Annotated in this window: 12 protein-coding genes and 5 tRNA genes; 6 read left to right on the top strand and 11 right to left on the bottom strand. The window is 59.5% G+C overall.

The window, feature by feature from the left end; all coding sequences use genetic code 11:
- Nucleotides 1-7 precede the first annotated feature (7 nt).
- The 5 genes from IEX77_RS05040 to IEX77_RS05020 are packed head-to-tail and all read left to right on the top strand — an operon-like array spanning nucleotide 8 to nucleotide 5,085.
- Nucleotides 8-415 (top strand): hypothetical protein, encoded by a 408-nt coding sequence (locus tag IEX77_RS05040; protein ID WP_188807983.1) that lies wholly within the window; start codon nucleotides 8-10, stop codon nucleotides 413-415.
- Nucleotides 412-1,722, top strand: a complete 1,311-nt coding sequence (gene mtaB, locus IEX77_RS05035) for a tRNA (N(6)-L-threonylcarbamoyladenosine(37)-C(2))-methylthiotransferase MtaB (RefSeq protein WP_188807982.1) — start codon at nucleotides 412-414, stop codon at nucleotides 1,720-1,722. The genes IEX77_RS05040 and mtaB overlap by 4 nt, the downstream gene beginning before the upstream one ends.
- Before the next feature lie 13 nt (nucleotides 1,723-1,735).
- Nucleotides 1,736-2,695 carry a lysophospholipid acyltransferase family protein gene (locus tag IEX77_RS05030; RefSeq protein ID WP_188807981.1) on the top strand — a complete coding sequence of 320 codons (960 nt, stop codon included), beginning with the start codon at nucleotides 1,736-1,738 and terminating at the stop codon, nucleotides 2,693-2,695.
- A gap of 14 nt (nucleotides 2,696-2,709) precedes the next feature.
- Complete coding sequence (locus IEX77_RS05025) at nucleotides 2,710-3,747, top strand: glycosyltransferase family 2 protein (RefSeq protein WP_188807980.1); 1,038 nt, start codon at nucleotides 2,710-2,712, stop codon at nucleotides 3,745-3,747.
- A 27-nt stretch (nucleotides 3,748-3,774) separates the two neighbouring features.
- Entirely contained in the window at nucleotides 3,775-5,085 is a 1,311-nt protein-coding gene (locus IEX77_RS05020; protein WP_188807979.1) for a replication-associated recombination protein A, read from the top strand.
- A 110-nt stretch (nucleotides 5,086-5,195) separates the two neighbouring features.
- Here the strand turns inward: IEX77_RS05020 and IEX77_RS05015 are convergent, their stop codons facing one another.
- The 11 genes from IEX77_RS05015 to IEX77_RS04965 all read right to left on the bottom strand — a co-directional run bounded on the left by IEX77_RS05015 (nucleotide 5,196) and on the right by IEX77_RS04965 (nucleotide 14,789).
- The gene (locus tag IEX77_RS05015; protein ID WP_188807978.1) at nucleotides 5,196-7,199 is read right to left on the bottom strand and encodes a DUF4954 family protein; all 2,004 of its coding nucleotides are present in this window, start codon (nucleotides 7,197-7,199) and stop codon (nucleotides 5,196-5,198) included.
- 383 nt (nucleotides 7,200-7,582) lie between these two features.
- Nucleotides 7,583-8,896 (bottom strand): cobyrinic acid a,c-diamide synthase CobB, encoded by a 1,314-nt coding sequence (locus IEX77_RS05010; RefSeq protein ID WP_188807977.1) that lies wholly within the window; start codon nucleotides 8,894-8,896, stop codon nucleotides 7,583-7,585.
- Between the two features lie 24 nt (nucleotides 8,897-8,920).
- Nucleotides 8,921-9,757, bottom strand: coding sequence for a 4-(cytidine 5'-diphospho)-2-C-methyl-D-erythritol kinase (gene ispE / locus IEX77_RS05005; protein WP_229770799.1), 837 nt, complete (start codon nucleotides 9,755-9,757; stop codon nucleotides 8,921-8,923).
- Nucleotides 9,758-9,820: 63 nt separating this feature from the next.
- Nucleotides 9,821-9,904: transfer RNA gene (locus IEX77_RS05000), tRNA-Leu, on the bottom strand.
- Between the two features lie 41 nt (nucleotides 9,905-9,945).
- Nucleotides 9,946-10,028 (bottom strand) — tRNA-Leu (locus IEX77_RS04995).
- A gap of 88 nt (nucleotides 10,029-10,116) precedes the next feature.
- Nucleotides 10,117-11,724: a THUMP domain-containing class I SAM-dependent RNA methyltransferase gene (locus IEX77_RS04990; protein WP_229770798.1), complete on the bottom strand. Its 1,608-nt coding sequence runs from the start codon at nucleotides 11,722-11,724 to the stop codon at nucleotides 10,117-10,119.
- Nucleotides 11,725-11,863: 139 nt separating this feature from the next.
- Nucleotides 11,864-11,938: transfer RNA gene (locus tag IEX77_RS04985), tRNA-Pro, on the bottom strand.
- Between the two features lie 66 nt (nucleotides 11,939-12,004).
- Nucleotides 12,005-12,081: transfer RNA gene (locus IEX77_RS04980), tRNA-Asp, on the bottom strand.
- Nucleotides 12,082-12,153: 72 nt separating this feature from the next.
- A tRNA-Gln gene (locus IEX77_RS04975) sits at nucleotides 12,154-12,224 on the bottom strand.
- A 233-nt stretch (nucleotides 12,225-12,457) separates the two neighbouring features.
- Nucleotides 12,458-13,627 carry an OmpA family protein gene (locus tag IEX77_RS04970; RefSeq protein WP_229770797.1) on the bottom strand — a complete coding sequence of 390 codons (1,170 nt, stop codon included), beginning with the start codon at nucleotides 13,625-13,627 and terminating at the stop codon, nucleotides 12,458-12,460.
- A 28-nt stretch (nucleotides 13,628-13,655) separates the two neighbouring features.
- The gene (locus IEX77_RS04965) at nucleotides 13,656-14,789 is read right to left on the bottom strand and encodes an OmpA family protein (protein WP_188807976.1); all 1,134 of its coding nucleotides are present in this window, start codon (nucleotides 14,787-14,789) and stop codon (nucleotides 13,656-13,658) included.
- Nucleotides 14,790-15,021: 232 nt separating this feature from the next.
- Here IEX77_RS04965 and IEX77_RS04960 point away from each other — a divergent pair, with 232 nt between their 5' ends.
- The gene (locus tag IEX77_RS04960; protein ID WP_188807975.1) at nucleotides 15,022-15,510 is read left to right on the top strand and encodes a hypothetical protein; all 489 of its coding nucleotides are present in this window, start codon (nucleotides 15,022-15,024) and stop codon (nucleotides 15,508-15,510) included.
- Nucleotides 15,511-15,557: the final 47 nt, after the last annotated feature.

The following is a 15,557-nucleotide window of genomic DNA, read 5'->3' as shown; positions in this document are numbered from 1 at the left end:
ACCTCTGATGACTCATCGTCAGCTCTATGGGCTCGCTGCCCTACTCTGGCTCATCGCTGGGGTCAATGTCCTGCGCATTGGCCTGGTGAACTGGCCCAGCGAGACGAATATCCTCGTGAGCATCCTCTGGCTCATCGGGAGCTTGGCTTTCTTCGCCGGCTTCATCTTCCCCCGTGTCGTGAAGCGTAATCTTACCTCCCTTGGACAGCGAGCCGAAGGTACCCTGCGCTGGTACCAGTGCTTCACGCCCTCCTCGTGGATCATCATGGCGGGCATGATCACCCTCGGCATCACCCTGCGCGCCCTTGACCTCGTGCCCCACTCCTTCGTCACAGGCTTCTATACGGGGCTGGGGGTCTCGCTGATGCTCTCCACTAACCCTTATCTCCGCCTTCTCTTCCGACCCAAGCGATGACCGACACCTCTGTCTTCGAAGACAAGAAAGCCGCCTACTACACCCTCGGCTGTAAGCTCAACTTCGCCGAGACGTCGACCATCGGGCGCTCGTTGCTTGCCCAAGGGGTGCGGAGCGTGCGTCCGAGAGAGGTAGCCGACATCTGCGTCATCAACACCTGCTCGGTGACGGAGCTGGCGGACAAGAAGTGCCGCACGATGATCCGCAAGGCTGCCCGCGAGCATCCTGGCTCCTTCGTCGTCGTGACGGGCTGCTATGCCCAGCTCAGCCCCGAGGAGATCGCAGACATCGAGGGCGTCCATCTGGTCATCGGATCGGAGAAGAAGCTCGACATCGCCGACTACCTCGATCTGGAGCGCCCACGTGATGCGGGTGCCAGCATCGTAAGAGGGCGCACGAAGGACATACGCACCTTCCGCCTCAGCTCGTCCTCCGACGAGCGCACGCGCCACTTCCTCAAGGTACAGGACGGCTGTGACTACCACTGCACCTACTGCACCATCCCCAAGGCCCGAGGACGAAGCCGTAGCGGCTCGATCGCCGAGATCGTCGCCGAAGCCGAGCGCATCGCCTGCGAAGGTGCTCGCGAGATCGTGCTGACGGGCGTCAATATCGGGGACTTCGGCAAGGGCCATCCAGGCGAAGACTTCTTCTCGCTCGTCAAGGCACTGGATGAAGTCGAGGGTATCGAGCGCTTCCGCATCGGCTCCATCGAGCCCAACCTCCTCAGCGAAGAGATCATCCGCTACTCGGCCACCTCACGGCGCATCGCCCCCCACTTCCACATCCCCCTACAGAGCGGCAGTGACGAAGTCCTCCGCCTGATGAAGCGCCGCTACGACACAGCACTCTTCCGCTCCCGTGTGGAGCTGATCCGTGAGCTGATGCCCCATGCCTTCATCGGCGTGGACGTCATCGTCGGCACACGTGGCGAAGAGGAGCGCTACTTCGAGGAGTGCTATCAGTTCCTCGAGGGTCTACCCTTCTCCCAGCTCCACGTCTTCAGCTATTCGGAGCGCGAAGGCACGGCAGCCCTCTCCATCGAGCATGCCGTCACGCCCCGCGACAAGCACAAGCGTAGCCAGCGTCTGGCCCACCTCTCCGAGGAGCGTCTGCAGACCTTCTACCGTGCCAACCTCGGTCGTGAGCTGACGGTCATCTGGGAGCACGGCAACTATGACGGCCGTATGATGGGCCACAGTGAGAACTATATCCGTGTGGCGCAGCCCTACGATGAGGCGGCTATCGGCACGACGACACGGATCACCCCACAGCACCTCGACGAGTCGGGGACCTTCGTCTATTGAGCACGTACGAGAGATGACTGAGCAGCTGACCTACCACCTCCTTCGCGGCCTCTTCGGCCTCTTGGCACGCCTGCCGTGGGCGGTCATCCACGCGCTGTGCCATGCGACCGCCTTCCTCATCGGGCGCGTCGTGGGCTATCGCCGTGCCGTCGTGCGAGGCAATCTCTTCCGTAGCTTCCCCGAGAAGACAACAGAGGAGCTGCGACAGATCGAGCGGGACTTCTACCTGCAGTTCGCCTACAACTTCCTCTCCACGCCGAAGCTCCTGCACCAGAGCCCCGAGCGCCTCACCACGGAGCACTTCATCATGCCCGACCTCTCCCCCCTCGTGGAGGCAGCGAAGGAGTATGACTGCGTGCTCGTCGCCCTCGGGCACTACGGCAACTGGGAGCTCTTCTCCACAGGGCAGATCCAGCTCACCACCATCGGCTACAGCATGGATCAGGTCTACCGACCGCTGAAGAGCAAGCCCCTTGACCGCCTCTTCGCTGAGCAACGCCAGCGCTTCGGCGCACGCCTCGTCGCCAAGGACAAGATCGCACGCCACATCGTCGAGTATGTACGTGCCAAGGACGGCCGTCACTGGTTCGTCGCGATGATCACGGACCAAGCCCCGGGCATCGGTCACGCCACCTACTTCACCGACTTCCTCCACCAGCCGACAGCGATCCTCGACGGCATCGAGCGCCTCGGGAAGAAGTACCGCCTACCTATCTTCTACTTCGACATTGAGCGAAGGAGCCCCATCCAGTTCGTAGGGCACTATGTGCCTATCTACGACCCTGCGGAGGGCGACCTGCCCATCTATACCGTCACCGAGCGCTATGCCCGCATGCTGGAGGCAAATATCCAGCGCGACCCTGCAGCCTGGCTCTGGTCGCATAAGCGCTGGAAGCGCCCCCTCGAGAACTACCCCGAGGCCGTGCGCAGTGCCCGACTCCAAGCACTCCTTGACTCTGAGCAAGACAACTAACTATACTACACGCTATGCATCCTACCACACACGCCGAGGTGGCCGTCCTCGTCCTTAACTGGAATGGCCGTAGCCTCCTGGAGACGTTCCTCCCCTCTTGGGTGCAACACACCCCCGCAGGCGCAGACCTCATCATCGTAGACAATGGCTCGACGGACGACTCCGTGGCCTTCGTCCGCGAGCACTATCCCGAGGTGCGCCTCCACCTCTTCACCGAGAACCACGGCTTCGCAGCGGGCTACAACAAGGCCATCGCCGAGCTGGACTACAAGACCGTCGTCCTCCTGAATAGCGACGTCGAGCTCAGCCGAGGCTGGCTCGATGAGCCCCTCCGCCTCCTCGCCTCCGACCCCACGATCGCAGCTGTCCAGCCGACCATCCGTGCACAGCGTGACCCGAAGAGCTTCGAGTACGCCGGTGCCGCTGGTGGCTTCATCGACTCACTGGGCTATCCCTTCTGCCGTGGCCGTCTCTTCGGCACGCTCGAGGAGGACCACGGGCAGTACGCTACCCCCACGGATCTCTTCTGGGCATCGGGCGCCTGCCTCATCATCCGCCGTGACGTCTATCTCGAGGTCGGCGGGCTGGATACGGTCTTCTTCGCCCATCAGGAGGAGATCGACCTGTGCTGGCGACTCAATGCCCGCGGGCATCGCATTGCCTTCGCCCCCACCTCGGTCGTCTACCACGTCGGTGGTGCCAGCCTCTCGGCAGAGAGCCCAAGGAAGGTCTTCCTCAACTTCAGGAACAACCTCCTGATGATCTACAAGAACCTCCCCGCACCCCGCCTGCACCGCGTGCTGCTCTGCCGCTTCCTTCTCGACGTCTTCGCTGCCCTTGTCTACCTCCTTCAGCTCAAGCCCCGTCACTGCTACGCCGTCCTCGAGGGCTGGCGCTGCTTTATGATCAAGCGCCAGCGCTACGAAGAGGTGCGCAAGGAGAATATCGCTAAGACCGTCCGTCCCCTCCCCACCAGCCTGATGAAGCCCTACAGCCTCCTGGTGCAGTACTACCTCCGTGGACGCCGACGCTACAGCGACCTCCCTCAATAACCCCCGCCTACCAGCCCACTCCCGCCTATGACCACCCTCAAGCCGCTGGCCGAGCGCATGCGCCCGACGAGCCTCGAGCACTACTTCGGCCAGTCCCACCTCGTCGGGCCGCAGGGTATCTTACGCCCTATGATCGAGCAGCAGCGCCTCCCGTCGCTGATCTTCTGGGGCCCTCCAGGAGTGGGCAAGACGACACTCTCGGAGATCATCGCCCGCAGCCTCGACACCGCCTTCTACTCGCTAAGTGCCGTCCACTCGGGCGTCAAGGATGTGCGTGAGGTGCTGGAGCGCATCCAGAGTGAGCAGAGCGGGATCTTCGGCTCGTCGGTACGCCCCATCCTCTTCATCGATGAAATCCATCGCTTCAGCAAGAGCCAGCAGGACTCCCTCCTGGCGGCTGTGGAGCAAGGTATCGTCACGCTCATCGGCGCCACGACGGAGAACCCCAGTTTCGAGGTCATCCGTCCGCTCCTCTCCCGCTGTCAGGTCTACACGCTGAGTCCCCTCTCCAGCGAGGAGATCATCGGCCTCCTGCAGCACGCCATCACGACCGATGAACTCCTCTCGCAGCGCCACATCGAGCTCACCGAGACCGCTGCACTCCTACGCTACGCTGGTGGTGACGCACGCCGTGCGCTGAATATCCTCGAGCTGGTCGCCCTATCGACGACCTCCGACCCACTTCAGGTCACCGACGAACTGGTCAGCCAGCGCGTGCAGACGAATCCCTTGGCCTTCGATAAGGGCGGTGAACTCCACTACGACATCGCCTCGGCACTCATCAAGAGCATCCGAGGAAGTGACCCCGACGCCGCTATCTATTGGCTCGCACGCCTCATCGAGGGGGGCGAAGACCCCTCGTTCATCGCACGCCGACTGATGATCTCCGCCGCCGAAGACATTGGCCTTGCTAACCCCAATGCCCTCCTACTCGCCACCTCCTGCGCCGAGACCCTCGAGCGCATCGGCTGGCCCGAGGGACGCATCCCCTTGGCCGAGACGGTCATCTACTTAGCTTGTAGCGAGAAGAGCAATAGCGCCTATATGGCGATCAACCGCGCCCTCGCCTTCGTCAAGCAGACGGGCAACCTCCCCGTACCGCTCCACCTGCGTAATGCGCCCACGGAGCTAATGAAGGACCTGGGCTACGGCGAAGGCTACCGCTACTCGCACGACTACCCAGGACACTTCGTACAGCAAGCCTACCTCCCCGAGAGCATCGGGCGGGAGCGCTTCTGGCAGTCGGACGAGTCCAACGGTGCCGAGGCGAAGATGATGGAGCGTCAGCGCTCGCGCTGGCAAGGCCGCTTCACGCCCCCGAAAGAGCCCGAGAAGTAAGGCCCCACTACAAAAAGCACACGGAGCGAATCATTGTCCCCAATGATTCGCTCCGTGTCTTTTCCCCGCCCCGTAGCCGAAGCTCTGCGGGGCGTCGTCGTATCGTCTCCTTAGCGCAGCGGTGCGAGGCGACCGAGTAGCTCTTCGCCGAGAGCACTCTTCTCCTCGATATGCTGGAGGATGGACTTCACATAGGTATTGCTGTCGAAGTCGCCACGGACCTCCTCGAAGTCCTGCGCCTGCACACGCTCATCGCCATCGGCACCGAAGCCCGTCATCGCCGAGAGGGAGAATTCCTTCTTCGCATCGGCATAGAGCTCGCGGTCCAGCTCGACGACCGAGCTACGCCAGCGCTCGACGAGTTCGGCGATCTGCTCTGCCGTCACCTCCGTAAGGTCGATACCATAGAACTCCTGGATCTTATCATACGCCCACGTCCATTCGTACTCGTAGTAGTGGAGATGCAGGTCGGCAAGGCGCTGCTGTAGCTCACCGATAGCCTCGATGCGGCGCATCTCGATGTCCTCGATGATGCGAAGGATCTCGGCCTTCGGTGCGATGAGGCCCGAGAGGTCGACCCAATCCCCGTGTCCGATGGATGTGCGGGGCTGTAGGGCTTGGCGCACGACTTCGATAGAGGTGCAGGCGACACCCTCGAGACGCTTGATGAGCGAGTTGCCGAGGAACTTATGGATCGCCAGCTCGTAGTAGTGGATCCCCTTACGGAGCGAGGAGGCCTTGATCTTTGCACTCTGGTAGGAGTAGATCTCGGAGGTGGCGCCAGCGACACGCCTTAGCTCGGTGAGGATGGTGCGCCCGTTGAGCATCTTCTGGATGGTATAGGGGCTCAGGAGGTTGTAGTTGATCTGGTCAAGGCGGTGCGGGTCGGTGCGCGCATCACGGCGGGGCCACTTCTGCGCATCGCGGATCGTCCCCACACTCTTGAGGTTGACCCCAGGGATGAGGAAGGTCGTATCGCACGACTCGATGAGGTAGGAGAAGGGGAGGTTCGATAGGTCGGGGTGCGTGGTGTGACGCCCCATGACGAGCGAGAAGGCACCGATACGCGCGGGCCAGAGGATGTAGGAGTCGGACGAAGTCTTCGCACCGCGCTCCATGATGCCCTGATGGATGGGGCCGAGCTTGTACATGTGGTTGCTCTGATTCGAGCCCGAGCCAGCGTTCATGAAGGAGAACTGGCTGGCGATGAGTAGCGTAGACTTGTGGTGCGTCACGGTGAAGGGTCCAGCGAAGATCGCACACGCCTCGCCATTCTCCTCGTGGCAGTTGCTGAAGAAGAGCGAGTCCGAGGCGGAATAGCCATGAGCGAGTGTACACGCCTGCCCGATGAAGCAGCGGGAGAGCGCCGTGCCACTCTGCACGCTTGAGCCCGAGGAGATGATGAAGTCCGTACAGATGACGCTGTAGCCAAGGCTGACAGGCGCTTCCTTCACGCTATTGATACTCCCGTTGTAGAGGCGACGCGTGCCGATGATGCTGGCGTAGGGGCCGATCTTCACATTCGTGATATTCCCCACATCCGTGATATGCGCATGGGCACCGATCGTGCCGTGGGCGGAGCGCAAGCCATCGATATAGCCCCAGATGAGGTGGCGCAGCTCCGAGATGAGCGCAGGACGGTGGCGGTAGATCGCCATGAAGTAGGCTTCGTGCGCTGAGAGCTGGTCGTAGCTCAGCACCTCACGCCCGCCCGTCTCATTGAGGACGGAGACCTCGACGCCATTGCCGAAGGTCGTCTCGCCGTCGACGAGGATAGTATCGACGTTGCTGATGAAGGACTCTTCGCCGATGGTGTAGTTGGCGATATAGTTATTGACATGCTCGATGCAGCAGTTGTCGCCGACCTCGACATTGTGCAGGTAGGTGTAGTAGAGTCCAGAGTGCTTTGAGATACCCCCAGGTAGGTCAAAGGTCTTCTCGAAGAGCCCCAGGCGGACCCAGCCCGAGAAGTGCGTGTTGAGGATGTAGCGGGGGACGAAGCCTTCCTTGACCCAGACCTGGCTCCAGTCGTCGGCGGAGTTGGCGTGCTCACGCAGGACGCTGATCTCTTCAGCCGTCAGCGGGCGGTATTCTTTATGAAGTGCAGTGCTCATTGCCTATACATTTATAAAAGTACACCACAAATGTACAGACTTTCCATAAGTAGTCTCCCCAGCATGGCCCAGCCTCCGAGCAAGCTCCCACCACCCCGACAGGCTCCCATAGACACACAAACGCCAGTAGCAGCTCTAAGGCCGCTACTGGCGTAGAAGTAACGAGGGATCTCCCCTCTCTATCGGAAGTCGCATGCCCCCCCCATTAGAGGGTAGTGATATGGACCTATATTGTTCGGCGGGTGAAGCTATATAGGTCGATATGCTAAGCTATATAGGTGGATATACTTGACCTATATTGGTTCGCCCGCCGACCAATATAGGTTCGCACCACCTCCCCTTAGAGAAGAAAGCAAAGGGGCGCCGTAAAGGGGATGGAAAGCTTAGGAGAAGAGCGCGAAGGGATCTTGCTCAGCGAAGTAGAGGTGGGTATAGCCCGCCAGCACATTGCCACGGTGATAGAGGAGCGTCGGTGCGACTTCGTCACGCGCTGTCAGTTGCTCACCGACCGTCTCTTCGCCGACCTCCTGAGATACGATGGACGAGTAGTGGAACTCATGCCCGCGGTATTCGCGTCCCCCAAGACGGAGCTTGCGGTAACCTAAGCGCAGACGCATCCCCTCCATCGTAGCCTCTTGATCCAGCACACCACACATCGGGTAGGCCTTCCCCTCCTCATCACGGATAGTACGACAGAGATACATCATCCCCCCACATTCGGCTAAGACACGCCCGCCAGCAGCGGCATAGGCAGCGATAGAGCTACGCGAGCGCTCGGCCGCGGCCAGCTCGCTGAGGTAAAACTCCGGATAGCCACCAGGCAGGTAGAGGAGGTCGCACTCGGGAAGTGCCTCATCCTTGAGCGGAGAAAAGAAGGATACTTCGCCCTGTGCAGCGAGTGCGCGGATATTCTCCTCGTAGATGAAGTTGAACGCTTCGTCACGGGCAACGGCGATCTTGCGCCCAGGGGCGGACGTAGGCACAGCTTCCTCCGCAGGGACTGCGGGGCGAGGGCGCATACAAGCCTCGAGCAGGCGATCCACATCGACGTGCTTCTCGATGAGCGCTGCCACATCTTCAGGGAGCGCATCCAGCTCCTGCAGCTCGCGGAGTGAGAGGCCAAGGTGGCGTGATGGCACTTCGAGGAGCTTTGTCTTCGGGATATAGCCGAGGGGAATGACCCCAGCATCTTCGGCAGCCTCACGCAGGAAGCGGTAGTGATTCTCCGAGGCCACGCGATTGAAGACCACCCCGACGACCTCCGTATCCTGACGGAAGTGCTTGAAGCCGTAGAGGAGTGCCCCGACGGAATAGGCGGAGGAGCGCGCATCGACCAGCAGTACCGTCGGGATGCCCACGGTCTTAGCGACCTCGGCCGACGAGCCATGCATACGCACATAGCCATCATACAGCCCCATCACCCCCTCGAGGACGACGGCATCAGCCTCCTGCGTGTGGCGTGCATAGACCGCACGCATATGCTCGGGGCTCATCATGAAAAGGTCAAGATTGATAGAGGGGCGACCGCTGGAGAGCTGGTGGAACTTTGGGTCGATATAGTCGGGCCCGCACTTGAAGCTCTGCACGGCGAGGCCACGACGCTTGAGCGCACGCAGTAGGCCGAGCGTGAAGGTCGTCTTGCCACTGCCCGACGAGCCAGCTGCCACGAGGAGCTGGGGAATGGATGTAGAAGTCATAAGGAAGGTCTTGGTGAAGGATCGTTAAAGCTTCCCCTCGTAGAGGAAGTAGTCCGCACGGCGGAGGGAGTCGAGCTGGAGGGGCTGACGTGACAGGGCGTAGAGCGCTGCACCCGAGCCCGTCATCAGAGCGAAGTCTGCGCCCAAGGCATAGAGCTCGTCCTTGATCTCCGAGAGGACGGGATGATGAGGGAAGAGGCTTGGCTCGAAGTCATTGAAGAGGCAGTCACGCCACTCCGCTACGGGGCGAGCAACAAGCTTCTCGATAGGAGTCGCTACGGGCTTGAGCGGGAGGAGCCCACGGAAAGCCTCTGCCGTAGAGATATGGATGGGAGGCTTGACGATGGTGAGGTGATAGCCCTTGAGATCGAGAGCAAGGGGAGTAAGGACTTCGCCGATACCTCGCCCTACGGCTGGCTGATTGCGCACGAAGATGGGGCAATCGGCGCCGAGCGTGAGGGCGATGGCCTCCAGCTCCTCGGTAGAGAGGCCGAGCGAGCACAGCTCATTGATAGCAGTTAGGGTAAAGGAAGCGTCCGCTGATCCGCCACCCATGCCCGCTCCCGAGGGGATCTGCTTGGTTAGGCGGAGGCGTACTGAGGGGAAGGAGCGCAGCTGACGCAGGGCGCGTACGGCGCGTAGGACGAGGTTGTCCTGCAGGGCTCCTGTCTCTACCCCACCCGTGACGATGAGTTCGTCTTCATCGGCATCAGTGGGCTCGAGCTCCAGCGTGTCGCATAGCGGTACAGGGAGAAAGGCAGTCTCCAGTAGGTGATAGCCATCGGAGCGGCGCCCCGTGACGAAGAGCCCAAGGTTGAGCTTTGCATTAGGATAGACGATCATCGTAGTACGTATCGACATGTATGCATAAACGAAGAGACTCCTCAAGAATTACTTCTCGAGGAGTCTCACTCTCTTTCTTTGTACGCGGGATGAGATTTGAACTCACACGCCGTAACCGGCACTACCCCCTCAAAGTAGCGTGTCTACCAATTTCACCACCCGCGTATTTGAAGCTTGCAAACTGAGGACGCTGTGCGTCAAGGCTGTGCCCAGGACAGGAATCGAACCTGCACGTCTTTTGAACACTCGCACCTGAAACGAGCGCGTCTACCAATTCCGCCACCTGGGCTGACCTGTTTGCACTGCAAAGGTACAACAAAATTTGATACTACCAAATGCCAGGCCCAAGTGGTGGCTGCAAACTCCGCTATCAGTGGCTACTCATCGCCACCTCCAGAGAAGGTCTGGATATGCTTAGAGCGCTTATTCCTAATATGTTCACGCCCCTCTTCATCGCGGTAGCGGAAGCGATCATTAGGCCACAATCCCCCTTCATTTTTTTTCGCGGGACGGCCTCCTTCACGGCGATCTTCGCGGCGTGGGCGGTCGGAGAAGCTCGGACGATCACCATCACGACGGCCTCCTTCGCGGCGATCTTCACGACGTAGACGATCAGAGAAGCCGGGACGATCACCCTCACGACGGCCTCCTTCGCGGCGATCTTCGCGACGGGGACGATCAGAGAAGCTGGGACGATCACCATCACGACGGCCACCTTCGCGGCGATCCTCACGGCGGGGACGGTCAAAGCGACGGGGCTTCTCGGTGCGAGGGCCACGCTCACGCTCGGGGCGGGGAGCACGAGGAGCACGCTCCTCTTCGCCTTCGCCACCAGCACGCTTGAAGTCCTCTCGCTTACCAGCGAAGAGGGTGTAAGCACGCAGCTCACACTCCAGCGAGCCGTTGAGCATCTTGATGCGGTCACTGTGGCGCAGACCGATCTTATCGAAGTGCTCGAGCTTGTAGGCCAAGATCCAAGCCGTCGAGCCGGCATAGTTATGCTTGAGGCGCTCGCCGATCATGCGGTAGAGCTCCTCGCCATCACGCAGACGCAGACGCTCGCCGTAGGGCGGGTTCGTGACGATGAGGGCGGGAGCCTCGGGAGCAGGACAATCCTGCATAGCACGATGGCTGACGGTGATGAGGTCGGCAAGGCCTGCCGTGCGGACGTTGTGACGTGCTACCTTCACCGCCTCGATAGAGCTATCCGAGCCATAGATATGGTGCTCGAAGGGCTTCAGCTCACGGCACTCGGCCTCTACATCAGCAAAGAGGGCGGGATCATAGTCCGCCCAGCGCTGGAAGGCGAAGCTCTTACGGAAGGAGCCTGGGGCGATACCACGGGCGATGAGGGCTGCCTCGATGAGGAATGTCCCCGAGCCACACATGGGATCGATGAAGTCCGTCTCACCCTGCCAGCCAGCCAGCAGCAGGATACCAGCGGCGAGGACTTCGCTCAGCGGAGCCTCCGTCTGTGCTGCTCTCCAGCCACGCTTGTGCAGGCTCTCACCCGAGCTATCGAGTGCCAGCGTCACCTCATCGTGCGAGATATGGATATGGAAGAGGCGGTCGGGATTGTCCAGACGCACCATAGGGCGCTTCTCCCCACGCTCGGTGAAGAAGTCGACGAGGGCGTCCTTAGCGCGGTAGCCGACATATTTACTATGGGTGAAGGTCTCTGAGTAGACGACGGTGTCGAAGGCAAAGGTGTCACCAGCCTGCATCCACTCGCTCCAGTCCAGACGCTTGAGCTGACGATAGAGCTCATCGGGGTCATTGGCGCGGAAGGAGGCGATAGGCAGGAGGATGCGCAGGGCCGTGCGCAGACGATAGTTCGCACGATAGAGCACCTTCTTGTCCCCTGTGAAGGAGACCATACGGCGCCCCTGCTCGATATCGGTAGCCCCGAGGGCCTCGAGTTCTTGTGCCAAGACGGGCTCCAGGGCCTGCAGTGTCTTGGCGATCATACGTGATTCTTGCTTCATTAGTCTATTGGAGAGAGGGATGGAGGCGACGGCCTCACGGCGTAAAGGTACGACATCGGTGCTGAAGCCCACCCTCTCGGAGATGATATAAACGAAGGAGGTCTGACGTAGTGCTCTACATCAGACCTCCTTACTTGTGTCGGGATACCAGGATTCGAACCTGGGACCCCCTGCTCCCAAAGCAGGTGCGCTAACCGGACTGCGCTACATCCCGAGCTTGGCTTTTCGGAAGAGAAGCTGTGCTCACTCCTCCTCGTGGAGAAGGGGACACAGCTCCTTCTGGCGGTATGGACGGGACTCGAACCCGCGACCCCCTGCGTGACAGGCAGGTATTCTAACCAGCTGAACTACCACACCGTACTTGACTTGGCCGTTTGCCTTTTGATGGTGCAAAGATACATATTTCTCATCACACTACCAAGAGGCTTGTTGTCTCGCAAGGATTCGAACCTTGACAAACAGAACCAAAACCTGTTGTGCTACCATTACACCACGAGACAGCCTAATCACTCGCCCACCCCAGCAGGGGCGGAGAATGCGGTGCAAAGATAAGACATTGCCCCCAACTAAGCAAGCAGGCAGCGAAGAAGGCTCTGCCGACTCCCCTACCCCAAAGGGGTACTCCCCCACGGATCGACATAAAAGAGCCCGCCCTCGGCGACGCTGTGGTCAGCCGAGGGCGGGCGTTGGGCGGTGAGCGACAGGGCTCACCTTAGGGAGCTATGAGCGAGGATTACTCAGCGCTCATGAGGACGATACGGTTCCAAACGTTTTCGTTGTAAGGCTGTACCGTGTCACCCTTCCAGTCGATCTTCAGACGATCGCGAGAGATGCCGTACTTCTTGACGAGGATGTCAGCGACAGCTTCTGCACGACGCTTAGAGAGAGCGAGGTTGTAAGCAGGGTTACCAGTCTGGCGGTCAGCATAACCAACGAGCGTGATCGTCTCGGTGTTGCTCTTAGCGTATTCGGCGATGTTGTAGACGTTGACCATCTGGTTCTTGTCGACGACAGCGCTGTTGATACGGAAGTAGATCACGTTACCGATGACCTTAGAGTCAGCTACGGGGACTTCTACGTCAGGGCAGTTGACAGGGCGCTTAGCGAGCTCAGCGTTCTCTGCACGGAGAGCGTTGATCTGGCCGTTGAGGTCAGCGATGAGAGCGGGATCGTTAGGCGTGATAGCTTCGAACTCCTTGCGACCGAGGTGGAAGGTGAGCGAAGCACCAGCCTGAGCGATGAAGCTGGCGTTGCTGAAGTTTTCGCTTGCCGTACCAGCTACACGAGCTTCACCCGCAGAGGGGAGACGCAGGTCGGTAGCCGTGACCTTACCTTCGAGGTTGAAGTCAACGGAGCGAGCGAGGCGGAACTTCAGCTGAAGACCAGCGTCAGCCTGAGGACCGAAGCGGTGGCTGTTATCCTTGACACCAAGGACTTCCGCCTGATGCTTGTAGCCCACACCAACCCCTACGAAGGGAATGAGGTGGAAGAAGCGATCCTCCTTGTAAGGAGCGAAGTAGTTGATGACGTCAAGCATGAAGTCATACTGAGCGGAGCCGTAGATGACGTCAGTGCGGAGGTATGGTGCCCCCGGAGTGAGGTTCGAGATATAGTCGTAGAGCTTACCACCCTGGAGCTGGAGGCGCATCCCGAAGGCGGGAGTTACCCAGCGACCGATAGCGAGGTTAGGGTTGATGAAGCTAACGCGATCGCCGAACTTGACGTCGTAGTTGTAACCGCCGAGGCTGAGGGTAGCAGCGTCCCCGAGTTCGAGGAACCAGTGTGCCGCACCATCCTTGACGAAGGCAGTCTTGTGCGAAGGCTGCTGAGCGGGCTCCTGAGCCTGCAGGGCACTCGTGGCTGCAAGAGCGCAGAGTGCAAGCGTCATTATTTTCGTCTTCATTAGAATTGAATGTCTTGACTTGAGGTGATTACTTAGAGCGAATGATCACAACGCGGTTCCAGCCCTGCTGGTCAGCGCTATAAGGAGCTTCACCAGCTTCCTTCCATTCGACGGTGATCTTATCAGCTGATACGCCATACTTCTCCGTCAGGAGGGTAGCGACAGCCTTAGCACGCTTTTCGGCGAGGCCTGCGAAGCGGCTTTCGTTCTTAGCTACATAACCCGTGACGACGAGTTCACCTTCGCCCTTGTTGACGAATTCAGCAGCGTCGAAGACGGTGATGAGCTGGTCGTTGCTGACAGCAGACTTACCCTGTGCGAAGAGGATAGACTTATCAGCTACGAAGCGGTCGTTAGCCACAGGAGCTGCGACTTCCAGTTCGGGGCACTTTTCGGGGCGCTTAGCGAGCTCAGCGTTCTCAGCACGCAGGGCGTTGATCTGAGACTGCAGGCCATCGATGTAAGCCTGATCGAGGGGCTCAACAGGAGCGAAGCCCTGACGACCGACGTTGAAGGTCAGACCTGCGATAGCAGATACGCGGAATGCGTTGGAGAAGTCAGGAGCGTAAGACTTACGGATGTGGAAGCCGTTGTACGTAGCTTCACCCTCGACGAAGATGTTGACGCGGGGAGCGACGTGGAAGGACAGCTGGAGACCACCGTTAGCCGTAGCAGCGTGCGTGTTGGGCAGACCTGCTACCGTGTGGTTGAACTTGTACTCATAGCCTACCCCTACGTAAGGAATGATGTGGAATACGCGGTTGGGGTTGTAGGTAGAGAAGAAGTTCACTACATCGAACATGAAGTCATAGTGACCACCGACGAAGTAGTTGTCGTTGCGAAGCGCAGAGTTGAGCTTGCTGTAGGTGTAAGCTTCACCTCCGACGACCTTCAGACGAGTAGCGTAGTAAGGGTTGTGCCACTTACCGAGAGAGAGAGCTGCCGTCCAAGAGAGACGGTCGGTGAGCTTGGGCGTGTTGTTTCCTTCGAGGAACATAGCGCCTACACCACCGGCGAGCGAGATGAAGTAGTTAGCTCCGGGCTCGTGAGCGAAAGCTACACGGTGAGCGGGAGCTTCGATCGTTGTGGGCTGCGAGGTCTGAGCCTGTGCGGCCAGGGAAGAGATCCCTGCTAAGACCAGCAGCGAGTACTTGAGATTCATAATTTAACTATACTATTAAGCGAGTTAGCGTATATAGGGATGATGCAAAGTTAACCGATTTTTTCTACCAGAATACTTATGCAGATCACAAGTCCAACTTTTTCACAATTCACACTATCGCCCACGATATGCAATTCCCTTATAATCAAGCGTTAGAAGAGTAGTCCATCGGGCGTTCGCTTGCTGCGCCCTTTCTTTGTGACCACAGACAATATATAATAGTAAACCACAGATGAAGCGATTCACCACTCTTTTACTCCTCGCCTTCGGGGCGATTCTCGGCCTCTCGGCTTGCTCCTCAGAGCCCGAAACGGATGCCCTCACCAGCACAGTCTGGACCATCCCCAACCTCACGACCACCTCGGGTGGCACCACGACGACGATCGACGTCACCATCTCCTTCATCCGCAAGGGTCAGGCCTCCATCGAGGTCGGCTATGGTAAGTTCACCCAGAAGATCCAGGATGGGGGCTCTCAGACCAAGAAGCGCGAGCTCTCTGCTACGATGTCTACCAGCTACGTCTACCGCAATGGCGTCGTCCACCTCAGCCGCCCCAGCTACTCCTCCGACGTAGCGCGCAGCATCAGGGGCACCGAGGTCGAGACCATCATCAACCGCCTCGAGGCCGATGCTGCCGTCGATATACAGGCTGGCACGATGACCTTCAACCCCACGGACAACGCTAAGCGCTTCACCGCTCACCTCAAGTCGAAGAAGTAAGCATCTCCCACTCTACCCTATCACAGCGCCCGCACCGAGCCATCGAC

The organism is Porphyromonas pasteri, assembly GCF_014647755.1.
Classification (GTDB): domain Bacteria; phylum Bacteroidota; class Bacteroidia; order Bacteroidales; family Porphyromonadaceae; genus Porphyromonas; species Porphyromonas pasteri.
This window is presented reverse-complemented; position numbering and strand designations above follow the sequence as displayed.